A 20,631-nucleotide genomic window follows, 5' to 3' on the forward strand; every position below is an offset into this window, starting at 1 on the left:
GCTAAATCAAATCAGGATTTCCCCGCTACGCAAACCACAAACTCGCCTTTTACGGGGTGTGTTTCAAAATAGGTCTTAACTTCGGCTACGGTACCACGAACAGTTTCTTCAAACATTTTGGTTAGTTCGCGCGATACCGAGATCTGCCTTTCGGCGCCGAAATAGGTAGCCATTTCATCCAGTGTCTTTAACAAACGGTGCGGCGATTCATAAAGTATGATAGTACGGTCCTCGTCGGCTAAAAACTTGTAACGGGTTTGGCGCCCTTTCTTTAAAGGTAAAAACCCTTCAAAGCAAAACTTGTCTGTAGGGAAACCTGAATTAACCAAAGCAGGCACAAATGCCGTAGCACCGGGCAGGCATTCAACCGCTATATCAAACTTTAAAGCCTCACGTACCAAATAAAAGCCGGGATCGGATATCGCGGGTGTTCCTGCATCTGATATCAGGGCAATGTTTTTACCTTCAAGCAAAAACTTCACGATCTCGTTAGATGACTGGTGCTCATTATGCTGGTGGTGCGAAAATACCTTTTGATTGATCTCAAAATGTTTAAGCATAGGCGCCGACGTGCGCGTGTCTTCCGCCAAAATTAAGTCGACTTCTTTTAACACGCGGATGGCCCTGAAGGTCATATCCTCTAAGTTGCCTATTGGGGTTGGTACTAAGTATAGTTTGCCGGGCATTCAGTTTGCAGTTTAAAGTTTGCAGTTGGCATGTTCAATTTGAAGTTCCCAAAAAAAACTGCAAACCGCTAACTGCAAACTGTCAACTGTTATATCTTTGTCGAAAATTTAAAAATAATGCTGCAAGTTAGTTATATCCGCGATAACAGGGAACAGGTTTTAGAACGTTTAGCTGTAAAAAATTTTAAACAGGTTGATCTGGTTGATGAAATCATTCAGTTAGATGATAATCGTCGCCAAACTCAGGTTAAATTGGATAACACATCTGCAGAAGCAAATTCGGCAGCCAAACAAATAGGCGAGTTGATGCGCACCGGTAAAAAGGAAGAAGCAGAAGGCATGAAAGCCAAAACCGGTGTCTGGAAAGAAGAGATAAAAAAGTATAACGAAGAGTTAGCCGCGATAGAAGAAACCCTTTATCAGAAACTGGTATTACTGCCTAACCTGCCGCACTCATCAGTACCTAAAGGCCTTACGCCCGAAGAAAATGAGGTGGTATTGCAAAACGGGGCTATCCCTGAATTACCTGCAAATGCCTTACCACATTGGGAGCTTGCCGCGAAATATAAGCTGATAGATTTTGAATTAGGCGTTAAAATAACAGGTGCCGGTTTTCCGGTTTATACTAACAAGGGTGCCAAGCTGCAACGCGCATTGATCAATTTCTTTATTGACGAGGCTGAAAAAGCCGGCTACAAAGAAGTGAGCGTACCGCTGATGGTTAACGAAGCATCGGGCTTTGGTACCGGGCAGTTGCCTGATAAAGAAGGTCAGATGTATTTTGTTACCGAAGATAATTTATACCTGATACCTACTGCAGAAGTGCCTATCACCAACCTGTATCGTGATGTGATATTGAAAGCTGATGAGTTGCCGGTTAAAAACTGCGGGCACACACCATGCTTCCGTCGCGAGGCGGGATCATATGGCGCGCACGTACGTGGTTTGAACCGCCTGCACCAGTTTGATAAGGTGGAATTGGTACAAGTAGTAAACCCTGAAACATCATACGATGTAATAGAGCAAATGAGCTTACATGTACAAGGCCTGCTGCAAAAGCTGGGGCTGCCTTACAGGGTATTGCGTCTTTGCGGTGGCGATATGAGTTTCACAGCTGCTTTAACCTATGATATGGAAACCTGGAGTGCGGCACAACAGCGCTGGTTGGAGGTATCATCCGTATCAAACTTTGAAACCTACCAGAGTAACCGTTTAAAGCTGCGTTTCCGCAACGCCGAAGGTAAAACACAACTGGCGCATACGCTTAATGGCAGCGCGTTGGCCCTGCCGCGCATAGTTGCTACTTTGTTAGAGAACAACCAGACAGATAAAGGTATCAAAGTACCCGAGGTATTGGTGCCTTACACCAGGTTTGAGTGGATAGACTAATGACCCGGCGTTATGGAAACCATCAACTGGCATGATTTTGAAAAAGTAGAATTACGGGCAGGCACCATATTAGAGGTTGCCGACTTCCCGGAAGCGCGTAAGCCGGCATATAAAGTTAAGGTTGATTTTGGCGAGTGTGGTATAAAATGGTCGAGCGCGCAAATTACTAAGCATTATACCAAAGAGGAACTGCCTGGCAGACAGATAGCGGGTGTTATCAACTTCCCTAAGAAGCAGATCGCCAACTTTATGTCAGAGTTTTTGGTGACCGGTTTTGCCGATGAGAACGGGGATATCGTATTAACGTCAATTGATAAAAAAGTACCGAACGGAAGCAAGCTGATATAATGAGATACGTAACTTTTGGTGATGAGCCCGAGCTATCGCCTGATGATTTTTTCATGAATGAGGCATTGAAAGAGGCCCGGCTCGCTTATGCTGAAGACGAAATACCTATTGGCGCCGTTGTAGTGTGCCAGGGTAAGATCATTGGCCGAGGCCATAACCTCACCGAGCGGCTTAACGACGTATCGGCACATGCCGAAATGCAGGCTCTGACGGCTGCCGCTAACTTTATGGGCGGAAAGTATTTAAAAGACTGTACGTTGTATGTAACACTCGAACCCTGTGTAATGTGCGCCGGCGCATCATACTGGTTCCAGGTAGGAAAGATTGTATTTGGTGCTTACGATGCCAGGCTTGGGTTTGGCAGGCTTAACCAAAAAATAACACATCCCAAAACCATTATAAGCGGAGGCATCCGCGAAAATGAATGTGCCGAGCTGGTACGCAATTTTTTTAAAAGCAAACGGTAAAAACTTTTTGCTAAATCAACGCTTTACTGTAAATGTTCACAGAAAAAATTAAAGAAGCTACGCTGCAGTACCACCAGCAAACAGAAAAGATCTTAATAGGAAAGATGAAAAGCATGCGTTCCAAACAGGATTATATTGACCTGTTAGCTGCTTTTTACGGATACTTTGGCGGGCTTGAACAGCAGATTGAACGTTACATCAATGCGTCGAACCTGGCTGACTACAACGATCGCCGTAAAACCGCCGCCATTGCCGATGATATAAAGGTGTTAGGCGGCGACATACCGCAAAAAGCCACGGGCACCCAACTGCCTGAAATTGATAACTACCTGCAAGCCTTTGGCGCTTTATATGTTATTGAGGGATCGACGCTGGGCGGCAAGATCATCAGCAAGATGATACAGCAGCATTTGCATATAGATAATGGCGCCGGGCTATCATTCTTTAACAGCTATGGCGGGCAAACCGAACAAATGTGGAATAGCTTTAAAGAGATATTGAATGATGTAGCTATGACCCCGGAAGATGAAGTAATCATTACCGATGCCGCCAATCAAACTTTTTTAAAGTTTAAAAACTGGCTGGAAAAATAATAAACAAAAAAAGAAGTCGGGCTTGTGCGATTCCCTCCCATCGGGAGGGTGTAGGGAGGGGTTTGGTAATAATGCAAGATCGTAAATAACCCCTCCCTGCCATTACACTACCAAACGCTCCCCCCCCCAGGGAGGGAATTTTGTAGCGTTAAATTATTGCGTTATTATTTCTTAAATGCCACAAAAAAGGTCGATCCTTCGCCTAATTTGCTGTCAACCCAGATCTTACCGTTGTGCTTTTCAATTATCCGCTTTACAATAGCCAAACCAACGCCCGTACCTTCAATATCCTGAACATTGTCCATGCGTTTAAATAATTCAAAAACATGCGGGAGTTGCTTGATATCAATCCCCACGCCGTTATCACGAATGGTATATACGATCTCCGACTCGTTATCTGTAGCATCGATATGCACTTCAGGCGAACCCGATGGTAAGCTATATTTTATGGCATTGCTTAACAAATTGGCAAACACCTGCGATATCATGGTAGGGTCGCCCTGTACAGGCGGGGTAGCCCCGATATTAACCTTTAAATGATCGGCGTTGTAAACCACTTTCAGGTCCTTAATATGTTCGGCTATGATAGGGGCTACATCAATCTCAACCGGATTCAGGTCAAGCCTGCCTATCCTTGAATATTCAAGTACCTCGTTGATCATCGAGTTCATCTTATCAACCTTTACATCGATCTTTGATAAAACATCCTGTGTGCGCGACTCTAAATTTGAGGTTTTCGTGAGCATTTGCGCGTAACCTTTTATGGTTGATAAAGGGTTTTTCAGATCGTGGGATATGGTAAAGCTAAAGGTATCCAGCTCTTCATAAGCCTGTTTTAACCTTTCGTTAAGCATGCGGATAGCGCCGGCCTTCTGGTTGATGGCATAAGTTACCTCGGCCCTTAAACGGGTAACAGATTTTATCTCTTCATCGGCCCAGGGTACGGACTTGCCCGATACTTCCTGCGACCATGCCTCGAACGAATGTCTTGGCGAGATCTTCAAAGTGCCGTCGGCAGCCATTTCAGCAGGTTTATCAGGGTTGCCGGCCCAGGTAACTATTTCTAAATGTTCGGGCTTAAACCAGATGATATATTCAGACAATTCTGCCGAGAGGGTAAGCACCATGATGCCGCTGGCTACTTTTTTAAAGGCATCAGCCTCCGGGTAAATATAGGGCAGCTCATTGGTAGAGTAAAAAGTATCGTTAACGTTTTCTGTTATCCAGCCTACCAATTGTTGTATTTGCTCATCGCTTGGTGTTTTGCCTATTTTATAGGTATTGTTATCATAAATTAAAACTACGCCTGTGGCATCTGTAGCGTGCAGTATATTAACATCAGGCATGGTCAGAGCGTCTTCAATGCTGTTGTTTTTCAGCATGTTTTTAGACATGGCGTTAACGCTGCTGTTAAATTTATCCTGAAGGTGCTGGTTGGCTTCGTCCTGCCTGAACTCTAATGCCGACGATAAGATCTGCCCGATCAGTTTAGCCGAATCCCTTGCCTTGTAATCAATAAACCGCGGCGAATAGTTATGGCAGGCTATCAACCCCCATAACTCTTTTTTGTACATCAGGGAGATACTAAAACTCGACTCGACCCCCATGTTTTTAAGGTATTGAATATGGATAGGCGATACAGCCCTTAAATGCGAATGGGTCAGGTCCAGTGGGTCTTCGCTTAATTGTTTGGTAGTAACAATTTTTGAAGGCGTGGTATGTACGTTGGCTATTAGCCGTGTAAGGTTATGTTTGTAAAGCTCGCGTGCTTGTTTGGGTATATCAGATGCCGGGTAGTGCAGGCCTAACCAACTGTCCAGTTCATTGTTCCGGGCTTCGGCAACCACTTCGCCGTGTCCATCTGCCGCAAAGCGGTAGATCATTACGCGGTCATAACCGATAACATTTTTTACCTGTGTTGCCGAATTGTTAAGCAGGTTGTTCAGGTTTTTATCGGCCAGCATTTCTGATATCGACCGGCCTATCATTTTTTGCAGGTCGGTTTTCAGGTCAGATGCTACCGGCTCAAACTCTAACAAATAAAGCGGGCCGGATACATTAATGATCAGGTAAAAGGGCGTGCCTTGTATATCTGTACTGAACGGGTTGGTTTGGTCAAAGCTTTTATTACTGCGCCCAAAGCTGATCAGCTGATTAATAAAATCAGGCGGTTCGTTAGCGCCAATCAGCGGTTCAATATCATGAATAGGGCGCCCCAGTAAATCACCAGGCAGATCCGGCAAAAATTGAGTGATGTTTTCGCTATGAAACTTAATGATACATTTAGCATCAATAGCGATCAAAAATCCGTGCGATTGTACCTGGCCGGGAATATGTATGGGCTCGTTATCGCAATTGCTCAGGTCTACAGTTGGTGTCATTCAAAGGTAATTGGGGTTAGCAATTAAGGTAATTATTGTTCTAAGTTAATAATTTAATTATAATTCAAAATTATGGATCGATAATTACGCTAAATTGTTACGAAATAATTGACCAATTTATAAATATAGTCAGGTATAACAACACATAAACGATAATAGTTTTTACAACCCCTGTTTGTGAGCATTATTATAAGTTAAGTAATGTGTTTTGAACAAAACTTGACATTCAATTAGAACAAAAACCATATTTGCGCATTATATTTGCTACACAACAATTTTTAAACTTTAAAATAGCAATTATGGCATTTACACTACCGGCGTTGTCTTATGCAACGGATGCATTAGAACCACACATTGATAAACTAACCATGGAAATTCACCATGGCAAACATCACCAGGCATATGTTACTAATTTAAACAAAGCGTTAGAGGGCAAGCCCGAAGCTGACAGCAACATTGATGATATTATAAAAAACATTTCTAAGTTCCCGCCTGCGGTACGTAACAACGGTGGTGGCCATTATAACCACTCATTGTTCTGGACTTTGCTTTCGCCAAATGGTGGCGGCGAGCCAACGGGTGCGCTGGGTGATGCTATAAAAAGCACATTCGGTTCATTTGCCGAGTTTAAAACTAAAGTTTCTGAAGCAGGCGCTACCCGTTTTGGCTCAGGCTGGGCTTGGTTAATTGTTACTGCCGATAAAAAACTGGCTATAACTTCTACACCAAATCAGGACAACCCCTTAATGGACATTGCCGAAGTAAAAGGTACCCCAATTTTAGGTATTGACGTTTGGGAGCACGCTTACTACCTGAAATATCAAAACCGTCGCCCTGATTACCTGGCGGCTATCTGGAACGTGATCAACTGGAACCACGTTGCTGACTTGTATACAAAAGCGATAGGTTAATTTCGATTTCGGATTTAAAATAACATTTATAGAAAGAGCAGTAAAATGGCAACATTTTGCTGCTCTTTTGGTTAATTTAGAGTTCTCGCTAATAAGAACCTCTCCTCTGGAGAGGTTAAGGTGAGGTAAATAACATTATTATGAAAGCCAACGTACTCGAAGCACCTGATACATCCATCACCTGGAAAGAAGTTGAAACCCCGACACTTGCCGCTGGCGAGGTATTGGTAAAAATAAAAACTGCCGGTTTAAACCGCCGCGATTATTGGATCAGCATTGGTAAATATGCAAGCCTGAAATATCCTATTATATTGGGATCAGACGGGGCAGGCATTGTGGCCGAGTTGGGCGAGGGCGTTGATACCGCATGGCTTAATAAGGAAGTGATCATTAACCCCAGCAATAACTGGGGCGACAACCCTAATTTTCAGGGAAAGGATTTTAAGATTCTTGGACTACCGGACGATGGTACTTTTGCCGAATACGTTAAAACCCGTGCCGAATATTTATACCATAAACCAGCTTATTTAAGCTGGGAGCAGGCCGCTGCATTTCCGCTGGCAGGCTTAACCGCTTACCGGGCGTTGTTCACCAAGGCGCAGGCTAAAAAGGGTGATACTGTGCTCATATCCGGTGTTGGTGGCGGCACAGGCGTATTTGCTTTGCAATGGGCCATAGCGGCGGGTTGTCGCGTTTTTGTAACATCAGGCAGCGGCGAAAAAATTGAGCAGGCCAGGCAGTTAGGTGCCTTGGCCGGGGTGAATTATAAATCGCAGGATTGGGCCGAAGAACTGCACCACTTGGCAGGCGGCTTTGATATTATTATTGACAGCGCCTTAGGTGAGGGCTTTGCCAAATTCCCCGATCTATGCAAACCCGGCGGTCGCATGGTTTATTTTGGCGCCACCGCGGGCGATATGCCTGCCATACCCGGCCGTAAAGTGTACTGGAAACAACTACAGATCTTAGGTACTACCATGGGTACAACAGAAGATTTTAAAGCTATGCTGAGTTTTATGGACGAGCATAAGGTAGTACCGGTGATAGACGAAGTATACTCCTTATCCGAAGCGGGTAAGGCGATACAAAAAATGGGTACATCATCGCACTTTGGTAATATTGTGCTGAAAGCCTGAAACAATGCTCCGTTTAAGAGTTGAAACCATTAAGTGGGAAACCGCCGACACTGCTACATTCTATTTAGCCGATATTACCGGTAAAAAAGTAAATTATATAGCCGGGCAGTTTATTACGCTGATCTTTACGCACCATGCCGAAGAGATCCGCAGGTCGTATTCGCTCAGCTCATCGCCTGACGAAGAGCTGTTGGCCATTACGGTAAAGCGTATCCCGAACGGCGAGATCTCGCGTTTTATGCTGACCAAAGTAAAACCAGGCGATATCATTAACGCCGTTGAGCCTGCGGGACGGTTTACGGTAACTGATTTTACCGCCGCCAAAGACATTCTGTTTTTTGCGGCAGGCAGCGGGGTAGTTCCTGTCTTTTCACAACTGAAATACATTTTTAACCGCGAAGGCAACAGCCGCGTCACGCTGATCTACAGCAGCCAGGATAAAGCCTCGATTTTATTTGAAAGTGGGTTGAGTCTGTTACAGGCTAAATATCCCGGCAGGTTAAAGATCATACACTTGTTAAGCAGCGAGGGGAACCGCTTAAACAATATTATGGTTGAGCAGCTGGTGAAACAAAATGTGTACTACGGTATGCAAACTGCTGAATTTTATCTCTGCGGTCCGTTTGCTTATATGAGGATGGTGCGGCTTACCCTGTTGTATATGGGATTGGAGAACAACCATATCCGCAAGGAAAATTTTGTGTTGGATACAGTGCCCGTAGCAAGTGGCTATATTAATTACCCGCCCCGAAGCATCAGGATCCGTTTTAATAATGAACTGCATGATCTGACCGTAGGCGAGAACCAAACCATTCTGCAAGCCGCTTTGCAAAATAACATTCAGCTGCCTTACAGTTGCCGCGCCGGCATTTGTTCTGCCTGTACGGCTAAATGCACCGAAGGGAAGGTTGATATGGCGGTTAATGACGTATTGACCGACCTTGACCTGTCGCACGGATTGGTACTTACCTGTACCGGGCATCCGGTTAGTGATGGTGTGGTGATTGAATTTTTGTAAAATTGTTTTATTGTCGGTGTCGTTGCGCTCAACTGCCGCTAAGGCTGTTACTTTTCCTTGATGAAAAGTAACCAAAAATCAAGTCAGCCGATAGGCTTCTTTGCGCACAAGGCCTTTACCCTGCAAATCAGGTAAAACCAAGGGCCCGGTCCTTTTGCCCCCCTTTTGTCGCACAAGGCTACCGCTTCAGGCAAAATTACCAATGCCCTTGCTGCCGCACGGCCCAACTTGTTTTACCTGCTTTCACCCGAAGCTTTTCGTCTGACGTTCCGGTGGTGACCAATAATTTAGTATTTGTACCAAATTCAAAAAAGAGCGTAAATGCCCGCCAATTCGCCGGGCCGGGAGTATGGCCTGTGCAGATGAAGCGATCGAATTGGCTTGATGTTTGGTTACTTTGCATCTAAGGTAAAGTAACTGGCCTTAGCGGCCAAGAGCGTCACCGAGCGATAGGGGATAGTTGTTATCCAATCAGATCAAAGATCTTCACCATATACAAAGCCTCATCCATGGCATCCTTTAAATCTTCCCATTCTTCCTCGGTAAACGCGAAGTTGATATGATCTACCGGTGTTTTCAGTACGGCGCGGTCCTGCATGTCGGGGAAAGGGTGCGAGCGGTCTTCAAAATCCAGGTCATTAATAAATTTCCTGAAATCTGTAAACTGCTGTGGCGTAAAATTAAGCAGCAGGTTATTATGCCAGATATTCATGGTTTTACAATGTAGGCACTGGCTTACCATGCTAATACTCCGCTGACTTAAAGTTTTTGCTTCGCACATGTTGTTTTTCAAATTTGTGCCTGAACTATCCGCTATACCAAAACCGGTATCGCAGCAGATCAGGGCTTAATGGCTAATTGTTTATGCGTTCTGCGATGAACTACACCTTTTACTGTTGTTGTTTTCTTTTTTGATTTATTGCGTTTTCCCCACCATATCACAAAGCCGGTTATGGGCAAACTGGCGCAGATCAGGCTGGTTAAAAACGCTATGATCTTACCCGTAAGCCCTAATATCTGGCCTACGTGGATATCATAATTCATATCATTCAGCTTTAAACCGGCGCTTTTATTCTGATGCATCAATACCCTTAAAGGTTTTGCACTGAACTGGTCAAACTCGTACGAATCGCTTTTATAATAATGCATCGGCTGATAATAGGCATCGACAGTTACCGTAGCTGATGCTTTTTTACTATCGCCATAAAGCAAGAACATGCGTGCCTGCGGCGACTTGCTTTGCGCGTATACAAATCCCTTGTCCCAGGTATTTACAGGTACTACCGGTTTGTTTATGGTGTCTGATATTAATACGCGTTCTTCAATGGCGGGCGTTTGGCCCAGGTTTGCTGTTTTGTTAATGCCGGTGCGTACCCAGTCAAAAGCTATGGATAAGCCGGTAATTGCCAGTATTAAAGCTATGCTGCAGGCATAAAAGCCCAATACGTTATGCAGATCATAATTTACCCTGCGCCAGCGGCCGTTCCATTTAATGGTAAAGCTGCGTTTGCGGTCGCTTTTACGTTTGGGCCACCATAGCACAATGCCGGTGATCATTAGCACCACAAATATCACAACAGACCAGCCTACGATCTGCCCGCCGATAGCCGGCGGCAGCAGCAGGTAAAGATGGATGTATTCAACAATGATAAAGAAGTTACGCTCGATATTTTCCTGGTACAAGAACTTTCCGTCGTATGGGTTGATGTAAACGTATCGGCTACCCAGCTTAGGTACGGTCATCATAACCATAGCGGGCCTGTCGGGCCCGTAATAAGCGGTAAAACCGGGTTCGCCTTTCGGAAACTGTTTTAGCGCAACCTGCTTTAATTGCGACGGCAGTAAATAAGGTTTGTGCTGTATCTCAACTTTACGATAATCGTACAGCGCATCCTGGATCTCGTCCTGGAAAACAAAAAGACAGCCGGTAATACTTACAATAACCACCACAAGCCCGGATATGAATCCGAGCCAGCGATGTATAAACAGAATAGTTTTTTTTAACCGGGTCATCAATTAAAATTTGTAAGCTATGCTTAAACGGTAGTTACGCGGTGCATCTGCCTGCCAGTAATAAGCTTTAAGGTATGAGTAGTATGAACCGCTGTAGGTGTACTTATCAAGAATATTAAATACATTGGCAGTGATACGCATTTTTGAACCTTCCCAAAACAAGCCGCCATCCATTTTAAAGTAATCAGGCAGTTTTTCTAAACCAACGCTCCAGGTATCTGTCTGGCGGCCGCCAAGGTATGTGCCGCCTAAAGAGATACCCGTACCTTTAAGGTCACCGCTTAGCAATTTATAGTTTAGCCATGCATTAGCTACGTGTTTAGCATATCCCGGAACCACATCACCTACACTCGGCAATGTAACACCGGTAGGCGCTACGCCGAATTTGGTAACTTTTGAATCGGTCCATGCATAGTTTGCAGTAACATCAAAACCCGGTAAAATTTCACCCCTTAAATCAAACTCTAAGCCTTTTGAACGTTTTTGACCCAATAAAAAGCTTTCCGGATTTGCCGGTGTACTGTTTGGTGTAGCAGATGCTTCGTTGTTTTTTAAGATACGGTATACTGCCAACGTGGTATTCCATTTACCATTAGCCCAGTCTCTTTTCAAACCAAACTCCAAATTACTGCCGGTAATAGGTTTTACATTGCTTCCGCTTACTAAACGGGCGGCAACTTGCGGCATAAAGGCCTGGTCATATAAACCGTAAACAGAGGTTTTATCATCTATTGATACGCTTAAGCCAACACGCGGAGTAAAATGCTTTGCTTCTTCGGGCGTGTTAAAGTCAGACATATTTAAAGACGTGTAACGGCCGGCTAATGTTAGTCTTGCTTTATTATCAAAGAACCCAAGCTCGTCTTGTAAATAAAGGCTTGAGTAACTTGAGTTGATCAGGCCATAACCGGCCGCAGCACGTGCTTCAAGATTTAAAGTACGATCAAAAGTAGGGTAACCGTTTGCCGGGTTATTAAGTGTTGGTATCCCCGGTTCATAAGGGTCAAATGGAGTTTCTTTCGTGTCTAATGACTTGGTTTGGGCATAGTCGGCAACGTATTTTTTGTCGCCCATATCAAGGCCGGCTAATATATTATGTACAACACTTCCTGTTGTTACTTTGCCGTTTAAAAATATCTGTGCTAATGACATGGTGCTTTGAGCTTCCCAGATGCCCGCATTACGCACATATTTACCATCTGCAAATACAGTGTCTGCCCACATTGAGGTACCTAATTGCGAGTAGGTATAACGGGCAGCCTGAGCAGTCAGTTTCCAGTTATCATTAAGCTGATGCTGAAAATTAAGGGTAAAGCTATTATCATTAATATTTGTTGGCGGTAAACCAGCCGGGATTTGAGTAAAGTTTTGTGGTAACACACCATAACCTTTAGGGCTAAACACATAATATGAACCTACGTCAGACATGTGGGCACGTTGGTAAACGTACTCGGCAGTCAGTTTGGTTTTATCGTCTATCTGGTATGAAACTACCGGCGCAATCGCGTAACGGTCATTAAACTCGTTCGGGCGAAATGAATCTTTATTTTGTGCCGATAAGTTTAAACGGTACAGGAATTTGCCGTCTTTGCTTAACTTGCCGTCAAGGTCAATTGTTGCACGGTTAAGGTTAAAGCTGCCCATGGTGTAGCTAACTTCGCCGGCTTCCTGGCCTGTAGGCTTTTTAGTAACCACGTTGTATAAGCCGCTTGGGTCGCCATTGGCTAACATAAATCCTGCCGGGCCCTTTACAAATTCAATATGATCAACAAAACTCATATCTTCGGTCAACGGGCCCCAGTATGAACTTACTACGTTAAATCCGTTTCTGAAAGCCTGGATCTGTGATCCGCGCATGGTGATATTGGTATACAGGTCTCCCCAGTGTTCTAACCTAACGGCGCCGCTTACGTTGCGGATCAGCCCGTCGCTCATGCTGATCACTTGCTGGTCTGCCAACGCTTTTGAAGTAACCACCTGGATATTCTGAGGGATCTGTAGCAATGGTTCATTTAAGCGCAGGCTTTGTGAGGGGTTATCAACCTTATATTTTTTGCGCCTGTCTGATATGGCAACCTCATTTAATTGGTTGGCATTTTCTTTAAGCGTAAAATCAACAACGGTTTCTGTGCCGGTTACTACCGTAATTTGTTTTTCTTCGGGCACCAGGCCAATGGCGGTAGCTTTAATAGTATAGCTGCCGGGTTTAACTTTATTGATCTGGAATACGCCGTTAGCATCTGTCATGGTACCCCAGTTGGTATGGGTGATACTGATTGTTACCGATTCGACAGGCTTACCGTCGGCACTGTTTACCGTTCCTTTAACAGTAGTGTACTTTTGCGCGAACGCGCCGGTAACACTTAAAAATAGAATTGCGAAATAGAGTAGGGAGTTAATTTTCATGTATGCTTATTTAGACTAATTAAAAATAATGCACAAAAGTATACCCCTCCACTTAAGTAAGCAATACCCCCTTGGAGGTATAGTGCAAAACAAAAACGGGAAGATCCTTTTCAGAATCTTCCCGTTTTGTTAACAAATGTTTTGGTTTAAAAAGTTGCTGTAGTGTTAGTTATGTGTGCCAAATGATGCCTGCCATGCCATGAATACAAAGCCAGGTTTCGTTTTAACGAGATCTGCGCGCCGGTTTCGGGGTGGATAAAATAACGGTCCCATTGCTCGTCGGTAAAGCTTTCAAACAGGGCCACCAGGTGCTGGTGAATCCCCTCAAGCATTTTTAGGGATGACTCTACCGGGAGATTGTAATCAGCCTGCATAGCCCAGCCAGCCTGATCATATGCCTTAATGGTTGGGCTATCTTCTGTCAGTGCCCATTTAAAACGGATCAGCGAGTTCATGTGGCTATCGGCCATATGGTGTACCACTTGTTTCAGTGTCCAGCCGCCTGGGCGATAGTGTGTATCCAATTGGGCCTCGTTTAAACCAATGATTGCCTGGCGTACCTTTCCGGGATGTTCTTTAATATCATTGATCCATCCGCGGATATCTTGTTGGGTGTAGGTTACAGGTACAATGAATTTTCCTATAGGGTATCTAAGCTGTTCGTCGGTCATTGGTATTTATTTATGATTTTGGATAATATTACAGATTTATATATGCTTTGCGCTAATTTAGCGTTTTGTACTATTATTTAACCATGGTGAAAAAACTGCTGCTGTTATTCCTGCTCATAAATGCATCTTTCACCTACGCCGAAACTATTAAAACTGATGTGCTGGTTATTGGTAACGGCGTCAGCGCGGTCAGTGCCGCTATCCAGAGTTCGCGCAGCAAATTAAAAACGGTATTGTTAGTAAAAGGCAAATGGCTGGAAGATATGCAGGGTAAGACCATGCAATATGTAGTAAGTGGGACTGAGTTGCCAACAGGTTTTTGGGGCGAATTTAGAAAAGAGGTGCGACGTTTTTATAAAGATACACCGCGATACGACACAAGTTATAATGCATCATTGGGATTTGAACCATTTGTGGCAGCCAGCATCCTCAAAAAAATTGCTGATTCAACAAAAAATCTCACCATAAAATTGAATACGCCCTACACCGCTATAAAGAAAGACGGAACAGGGTGGGAGGTGGCTATCATTGTAAACGGCAAGACTAATTACATAAAAACCAAAACGCTTATTGATGCTACCGAAACAGCAGAAGTTGTGAACAAATCCGGGGCGACTATGCCGGCAGGTTATGATATAAGGAACGATCACAAGGGGGACCTGTATCGTACGTCAATTGCTGTTGGTGATTTTATGGATACCCCTCCAAATTATGGGTATAAGGATGTCGATTATTTTTTAAGAAACGGTTATTATATTCCAATGCGTGACGTGGTGGTTAATGACGCGGATAATTTATTTGTTACCGATATGATATTCCATGTTAAGCCAAACCTTCAATATTTACCGGCACAAATGGCTTTGGGGCAGGGGGTGGCAACAATGGCGGCTTACTGCGCTTTTTTTAAAACTACATCAAAAAATTTAAAGGTTAGGGTTATACAAGGCGAGTTGTTAGACTTTAAGGGATATTTGTTGCCATTTAATGATATTGATGTTGCCGATAAAAATTTTAGGGCAATACAACAAGTTACAGCTACCGGTTTGCTTAAGGGGATATCTAAATTAACTAAGGGAATTGATAGTGTACCGCAATTTCTTTTTATGCCCGATGCCCCGGTTAATACGGACGAAATAAAACCTGTATTTACAGAGATCTACAGCCGGGCGTTTATATGGTTTAATAACACCAAACCTGCCGCGCAATTTACCGTAGGTAACCTGTTGTCTTTCATCAGCGAAATTACGCTTAGCGACCCGCAATCTTTTCAGTCGACCATTCAAAAAGAGTGGAAGACCAAATACAAATTCACTTCAGAGTTTGACATTAACCGGCCTATTACCCGCAGGGAGTTTGCCGTACTGGCTAACCAGTTTCTTAACCCTTTTGCCCGGACGGTTGATCTGAACGGGAGAATGGTGAATTGATCTGCTGTCGGATTTAATTAACCTAAGTTGGTAGTAGCTAACCCCCGCAACTCTTTCGAACGCTATTCTAAAATAATGGCCTTACCTTACTATCACCGCTTTTCTAGCATACACCTTACTACCCAAAACTACTTTCAAAATATATGTTCCGGGGGTAAAATTAGTAGTATTAATAACGGTACTGAAATTCCCTGCGTCAGCACTTTGTTTTTTGTTAAACACAATGGCACCATTGCTGCTGATGAGCTGTAGGTTTAGTTTATCGACAGTTTTGGCGGTGAAAAGCACGTTGATCTCGTTATCCGCCGGTTGCGGGAAGATGACCAGGCCGATATCCGTATCCGTACCGGGATGGGTGGCCAGCAAAGCGTAATTAAGAACATCCGACTGTGTAACACAGCCCGAAGCCAAAGTAACCGCAACTGTATATTTACCACTTTGCAACGCGGTATAGTTTTGCTCGGTAGCCCCGGTTATTGGCTGTCCATCCAGGTACCATTGATTACCTGTGCTAAAGTTAGATTTCAGGATACTGCCCGCCTGTGTAATAACCGGTTGCGTTACGGTTACAGCTACCCGCGCGGCCGAAGCGCAGCCCGCGCTTTTAACCTGCATATCATACAAATAATAATAATAGCCTTTGTAGTAGGTGGTATCGCTGGCATCGTCAGGAACAGCGTTATTGCCTGTGATGCTGAACAGGTTGCCCAGCTTAAACGGATAGCCGGTAACACCCGCATTGTTACGGTACAAGGTAACGTTGGCATCATACACCGGGGTGATGGTATAATTACCCGCGGCCGGCAGTGATAAATTAAGGTTGTACACCCTGCCCTGGTCGTTAGGGTCGTCAGTTTGCGCGCCGGGTTGCGGGGTAGTGCGCGTAGCAGCAGCGTTTATGGTAACGGTTGATACGGTAAGGCCGGCATCATTAGTTACATTAAACGTAACTATCCCCGGGTTACCTATGTAGAGCCGGGCGCTTTCAATAACAGCGGGTACCGCGGTGTACACATTTATTCCGGGCGTGAACTGGTTATAACCTCCGCCTGTAAAAATATTTTTGGTGGCCGGCCCAACTGATCCCATAAAATCATTCAGCCCCGCGTAATAGGTATTATTTGTGCCTGCTACATCGGTACTAACCAATTGCCCGTAAGCAAATGGCAGTGCATCGGTACTGTTTTTATACCAGAACAAGTTGCCATCGCCCGCGCCTGATAGTTGGTATTGTTTACTGTTGGTACAATAAACTGCGCTCAGGCTATCCGGCGTTCCGGGGGTAAATATCAATGCACTTTGTGATGCCTGGTTATTTGACACTATCGGGTCGTTAGCCAGCGCTGTGGCGGCGGTAATGGCATAAGTTGACCCCGCGACAAAATTAAAAGTATGGGTCAGCGTAAAGTTGTCTTCCTGTAAAGGTGTAAGTGTGGCTATGTAAGTTTCGGTAATGTTGGTTATCGTGTTGTTTGGCGCTTTGATAGAAACCGTCACCGGGATATTGCTGATTGTCGCCCCGCCAAAGTTCTTAATGGTTACCGTAATTGCCGTATTGCCACTGCAACTGCCCGTGGCCTGCGGACTAACAATGGCCGTAATACCCGCGTCGCTGCCGGTTTTTACAAATTGTACGCGATAATCCTGTGTTTCGCCTTTGGCGTAGGTGCCGCAGGGGAGGATTTTAGAGGTGTCGGAAGTTTCAGTTAGCACAACACGCATCAGGCTATAATTTCCAGGCACCACCGTTGTAGGAACCGTGATGTTAGTTGTATACGTGCCGGTAGCATTGATAACGTTGGTTGTGGCCACCAGTTCGCCCGGATCAAAAACGTTGTTACCGTTCCAGTCGATAAATACTTTTGCAGCCTTGTTAAAGTTATTGGCGCAAGTGCCCAGCGTAATGCTTAAGGGGTAGGTTTTTCCCTGTTCAAGCTGGGCTGTAAGGTTGGTATAATCGCTATACGATGTGCAGCCTGCCGTAGGCGTATTATTGATGTTTGATACGCTGAAATTGTTAACGCGCGAATCGGCAGATGATAACGGCGCCGACGCGCAATAGCTTGTGCCGCCTATCCCCGTAGCTATAAGCGAATATGCCTGCGAGCCGGATTGCAGTGTGCCCTTATGCGAAACCGTAATGGTGTAGGTTTTACCCGGGATACCGGTGGCAATATAAACCTGCTCTATGTTATCCAATTTATTATCGCCTTTGATTGCCGCGTTGCCGGGATGCAGAACATCTAAAACCCAGGGCTGGTAGGTAGTTGTGCCATCGCTTACGCGGATATCAAGATCATTGACCAGCTTGGGTGTGCGGTTGTTAATTACACCATCGGCAGTCGGTGTTCCCTGCGGATCGGTCCATGCTATGGTGGCCATCAGCGGGCCGTTGCCCGATGCTACTACGTTAAAAGTTTGCGTTTGCCCCTGCGCTAAGGTGTTTTCTTTGATCAGGCTTTTGCCATTATTGTCTGTAATAGCCTGTGTGGCGGCTGTCATACTTAACAATCCCCAGCCATAAATATAATCGGGGCCAGCATTGCCCGCGTCAATAGCGGTATGACAGGCCAGCGCTTTTAAAGTGGCCGAATGCATAAAAGCGCCGTTGTTTTTTTCGGCATAGTATTCCTGCAGCAGCAACAGGGAGCCTGTGATATTTGGCGCTGCGAATGAAGTGCCGTCCTCGGATGTATAGTTTGTGGGGTTGGCACTGCCTGTCGATAAAATATTTACCCCATCGCCAACAATGTCAGGTTTTATACGGCCATCATCTGTAGGGCCAATACTGCTGAAATAAGCTATACTGATATCAGATGGAGAACCCGGCCCATTGGGCAGGGGATTTACCGCGCCCACCGTCAGTATGTTTTTTGCAGTAGCGCTGGTAGGTATCACGTCATAACTGGTATTGCTGCTGATGGTGGTCGGGCGCGGGCCTTTATTTACTATAGCCGGATCAGTACGGCTGGCATAGCCATAATAAGTTTGTCCCACGGCAGGGCCGGGGTACCCGCGGTTATTGCCTGACGATTCGACAATGAGGTAATACGGCGCGTTGTAGGCAATCTTATCCCAGGCGGCCGCGCGGCCGTCATAAAAGCCGAAGTTATAGTCAACCGAATCGCCGGGCAGGCCATACCATTCCCACCTTGATTGCGCGTCGTTATAATCCCAGCCCACTACATCACCGTACGAGTGGTTTGACAATAGCAAGCCCGACGCGGCACGGCTCATTTCGGTAACGTCGTTATTAAAATCGTAGGATAATAAGGTGTTCATGTTAAACGCCATGCCCTTTGCCGGGGCATATACACCTTTAGCCAGCAATGTGCCTGCTACGTGCGTGGCGTGGTCTATCACGCTTGAGGTATCGGGGAAAGAAAAGTTTTTACCGGCAAACTCCTGGTGCTGCGGGTATGCCCAGCCGCCGTCCCACATGGCCAGCTTATTGTTTAAAAAGGTGCTTGATCCCGATAAGTTAAGGCCTGTTGTGCCGCCCGGTTGCACCTGGTTAGTGCCTGTAGTAGCCGCCGCGGTGGTATTGTTATGCGTTTTTAAATAATGCGGGAAACCCAGTGAAGTTAAACCCTGTAATGATACTATACCCCCGTTGCGGGTGCGCCGGTTAACAAACCATCCGTGGCCTGCCGCCAGCGCCAATGCTTTTTGGTGACTTTTTGAATAACCGCTATCCGCTTTAAAAGCTATATTATTGAGTTCCTGTTTTTTTGCCGTGCTGACCAGTACCTGCTGGCCAAAAGCGCTGCAGGCAAAAGTTATCAGTAATAAAAATAATAACCGTGAGTAAGTTTTATTCATTAGAGTAGTTGAGTGCCAAAGTCATTAAAAATAGGTAAAGTATTTATAGCTTTTTAAATCTTTTTTTAACGGCCAAACGTATACTTTCAAATGTTTATTACCTCCCGGCCAATATTAATTTAATTATATTATTTTTACTCGATATAAATCCTAATAATTTGAAGACACGCTTACTATTTTATTCGGCTATTTTTGTTTTTTTATTTAACTGTTGGGCCGCAAAAGCAGTATCCTACAGGGCTTTCCACGTAAAAGGTACTATAAATTATAGCACAAATAATTTTACCGGGGTTATTGACACCGCTGCCAAACTACCGCCGCCATCCCTGCATTTATTGCTTTACAGGGATACCATCTATCATGATGGGACGGCTGTTTTATTAGACACTGCGGCAAAAGACTCATTAGATAAAGAGGATGTTTTGCATAAACCCTGGACCAAAGCCATCATAGCTACCATTACGCCCGATAACAACTACCTGGGTGTAGATGCACGTAATATCAAAAACAAACGCATTACCATACCGCTTTATGTAAACACCGTTGCCGATAGTATCTATACCATCAGCGTAGATAGCAGCAGCGTACTAATGAACACAAATTACCGGGTTTGGCTGCGCGATCATTTAATGGGCGATAGTATTGACATTGCGCATAATAATTACCAGTTCAGGGTTGACCTTACCAAGCCTGAAACCATTGGAAGTAAACGGTTTGACCTGGTTATTGTACAAACCCCGCCGCCGGCTACCATATTGGCATTTAGCGGTAAGCTTAATGCCGATAACCAAGGTGTTTTAGACTGGCAAACCAGCAACTATTATCCCGGCGTTACTTACCAACTGCAACGCGGCACTGATACCACAACCTTTACAAATGTTGCCGGGGCATATATCGGGGCCGACAGCGCGGCTAATAATGCTTACGAGTATATTGATACGGCTATGAACACCGGCAAAAATTACTACCGCTTAATACAAACAGACCTGTTTGGTAACAAGATCATCTCAAGTATTATCCTGCTTAATTCGGGCATTACGGCTACTATAAAACCTGTGAAAGGTTTTATGCTTTACCCCAACCCGGTAATAACCGACAGTTTCAGTATTTTAAGTGAGCGGGCATATACCGGCAAAATTAAGTTGACCGTTTATGCCAGCAACAGTGCCATAGTACTTACAGATGCGTTTGCGCAGTTAAGCGGCACAGTACCCATCATAGAAAATGTTAGCCAGCTAAAACCCGGTGTATACGTTGCCGAAATTAAGGTAGATAATACCATAGTATGCGGGCTTAAGTTTATTAAGTAGCTCGTATAAGTATTTTTGTCATCTTATCAAAAACAGGGCGACAAAAAATAAGT

The 20,631-nt window shown here is 44.8% G+C and carries 17 protein-coding genes; 9 read left to right on the forward strand and 8 right to left on the reverse strand.

The genetic code is table 11. From position 1 onward, the window contains the following. Positions 1 to 11 precede the first annotated feature (11 nt). A complete protein-coding gene (gene rsmI / locus FO440_RS11580; protein WP_144248430.1) occupies positions 12 to 686 on the reverse strand; it encodes a 16S rRNA (cytidine(1402)-2'-O)-methyltransferase in 675 nt (224 codons plus the stop codon). Between the two features lie 117 nt (positions 687 to 803). On the opposite strand from rsmI, the gene serS reads away from it, so the two are divergent. From serS to FO440_RS11600, 4 genes are read left to right on the forward strand one after another with little or no spacing between them, the layout of a single operon-like run. Further along, positions 804 to 2,075, forward strand: coding sequence for a serine--tRNA ligase (gene serS / locus FO440_RS11585; protein ID WP_144248431.1), 1,272 nt, complete (start codon positions 804 to 806; stop codon positions 2,073 to 2,075). Between the two features lie 12 nt (positions 2,076 to 2,087). Next, the gene (locus FO440_RS11590; RefSeq protein WP_144248432.1) at positions 2,088 to 2,423 is read left to right on the forward strand and encodes a tRNA-binding protein; all 336 of its coding nucleotides are present in this window, start codon (positions 2,088 to 2,090) and stop codon (positions 2,421 to 2,423) included. After that, positions 2,423 to 2,890, forward strand: coding sequence for a nucleoside deaminase (locus tag FO440_RS11595; protein ID WP_144248433.1), 468 nt, complete (start codon positions 2,423 to 2,425; stop codon positions 2,888 to 2,890). Before FO440_RS11590 ends, FO440_RS11595 begins: the two co-directional genes overlap by 1 nt. A gap of 32 nt (positions 2,891 to 2,922) precedes the next feature. Next, positions 2,923 to 3,483, forward strand: coding sequence for a biliverdin-producing heme oxygenase (locus FO440_RS11600; protein WP_144248434.1), 561 nt, complete (start codon positions 2,923 to 2,925; stop codon positions 3,481 to 3,483). A 164-nt stretch (positions 3,484 to 3,647) separates the two neighbouring features. On the opposite strand, the gene FO440_RS11605 is transcribed toward FO440_RS11600, so the two are convergent. Further along, positions 3,648 to 5,864, reverse strand: coding sequence for an ATP-binding protein (locus FO440_RS11605; protein ID WP_144248435.1), 2,217 nt, complete (start codon positions 5,862 to 5,864; stop codon positions 3,648 to 3,650). Between the two features lie 299 nt (positions 5,865 to 6,163). Between FO440_RS11605 and FO440_RS11610 the strand changes: the two genes are divergently transcribed. The 3 genes from FO440_RS11610 to FO440_RS11620 all read left to right on the forward strand — a co-directional run bounded on the left by FO440_RS11610 (position 6,164) and on the right by FO440_RS11620 (position 8,929). Next, positions 6,164 to 6,775: a superoxide dismutase gene (locus FO440_RS11610; protein WP_144248436.1), complete on the forward strand. Its 612-nt coding sequence runs from the start codon at positions 6,164 to 6,166 to the stop codon at positions 6,773 to 6,775. A 140-nt stretch (positions 6,776 to 6,915) separates the two neighbouring features. Then, the gene (locus FO440_RS11615; protein WP_144248437.1) at positions 6,916 to 7,911 is read left to right on the forward strand and encodes a quinone oxidoreductase family protein; all 996 of its coding nucleotides are present in this window, start codon (positions 6,916 to 6,918) and stop codon (positions 7,909 to 7,911) included. A 4-nt stretch (positions 7,912 to 7,915) separates the two neighbouring features. Continuing rightward, the gene (locus tag FO440_RS11620) at positions 7,916 to 8,929 is read left to right on the forward strand and encodes a ferredoxin--NADP reductase (RefSeq protein WP_144248438.1); all 1,014 of its coding nucleotides are present in this window, start codon (positions 7,916 to 7,918) and stop codon (positions 8,927 to 8,929) included. A gap of 196 nt (positions 8,930 to 9,125) precedes the next feature. Here FO440_RS11620 and FO440_RS11625 read toward each other — a convergent pair whose 3' ends face one another. From FO440_RS11625 to FO440_RS11645, 5 genes are all read right to left on the reverse strand, one after another. Continuing rightward, positions 9,126 to 9,332 carry a hypothetical protein gene (locus FO440_RS11625; RefSeq protein WP_144248439.1) on the reverse strand — a complete coding sequence of 69 codons (207 nt, stop codon included), beginning with the start codon at positions 9,330 to 9,332 and terminating at the stop codon, positions 9,126 to 9,128. Positions 9,333 to 9,392: 60 nt separating this feature from the next. Beyond that, a complete protein-coding gene (locus FO440_RS11630; protein ID WP_317129797.1) occupies positions 9,393 to 9,710 on the reverse strand; it encodes a DUF6686 family protein in 318 nt (105 codons plus the stop codon). A 59-nt stretch (positions 9,711 to 9,769) separates the two neighbouring features. Further along, positions 9,770 to 10,942 (reverse strand): PepSY-associated TM helix domain-containing protein, encoded by a 1,173-nt coding sequence (locus FO440_RS11635; RefSeq protein ID WP_144248441.1) that lies wholly within the window; start codon positions 10,940 to 10,942, stop codon positions 9,770 to 9,772. 3 nt (positions 10,943 to 10,945) lie between these two features. Beyond that, complete coding sequence (locus FO440_RS11640; RefSeq protein ID WP_144248442.1) at positions 10,946 to 13,348, reverse strand: TonB-dependent receptor; 2,403 nt, start codon at positions 13,346 to 13,348, stop codon at positions 10,946 to 10,948. 146 nt (positions 13,349 to 13,494) lie between these two features. Continuing rightward, positions 13,495 to 14,019 carry a YfiT family bacillithiol transferase gene (locus tag FO440_RS11645; RefSeq protein ID WP_144248443.1) on the reverse strand — a complete coding sequence of 175 codons (525 nt, stop codon included), beginning with the start codon at positions 14,017 to 14,019 and terminating at the stop codon, positions 13,495 to 13,497. A gap of 83 nt (positions 14,020 to 14,102) precedes the next feature. On the opposite strand from FO440_RS11645, the gene FO440_RS11650 reads away from it, so the two are divergent. Continuing rightward, on the forward strand, positions 14,103 to 15,446 hold the full coding sequence (locus FO440_RS11650; RefSeq protein ID WP_144248444.1) for an FAD-dependent oxidoreductase: 1,344 nt from the start codon (positions 14,103 to 14,105) through the stop codon (positions 15,444 to 15,446). Positions 15,447 to 15,527: 81 nt separating this feature from the next. On the opposite strand, the gene FO440_RS11655 is transcribed toward FO440_RS11650, so the two are convergent. Further along, positions 15,528 to 19,268 carry a S8 family serine peptidase gene (locus tag FO440_RS11655; protein WP_144248445.1) on the reverse strand — a complete coding sequence of 1,247 codons (3,741 nt, stop codon included), beginning with the start codon at positions 19,266 to 19,268 and terminating at the stop codon, positions 15,528 to 15,530. 158 nt (positions 19,269 to 19,426) lie between these two features. Between FO440_RS11655 and FO440_RS11660 the strand changes: the two genes are divergently transcribed. Further along, positions 19,427 to 20,578, forward strand: coding sequence for a T9SS type A sorting domain-containing protein (locus FO440_RS11660; protein ID WP_144248446.1), 1,152 nt, complete (start codon positions 19,427 to 19,429; stop codon positions 20,576 to 20,578). Positions 20,579 to 20,631: the final 53 nt, after the last annotated feature.

It is taken from the genome of Mucilaginibacter corticis, from assembly GCF_007558865.1.
GTDB classification, from domain to species: domain Bacteria; phylum Bacteroidota; class Bacteroidia; order Sphingobacteriales; family Sphingobacteriaceae; genus Mucilaginibacter; species Mucilaginibacter corticis.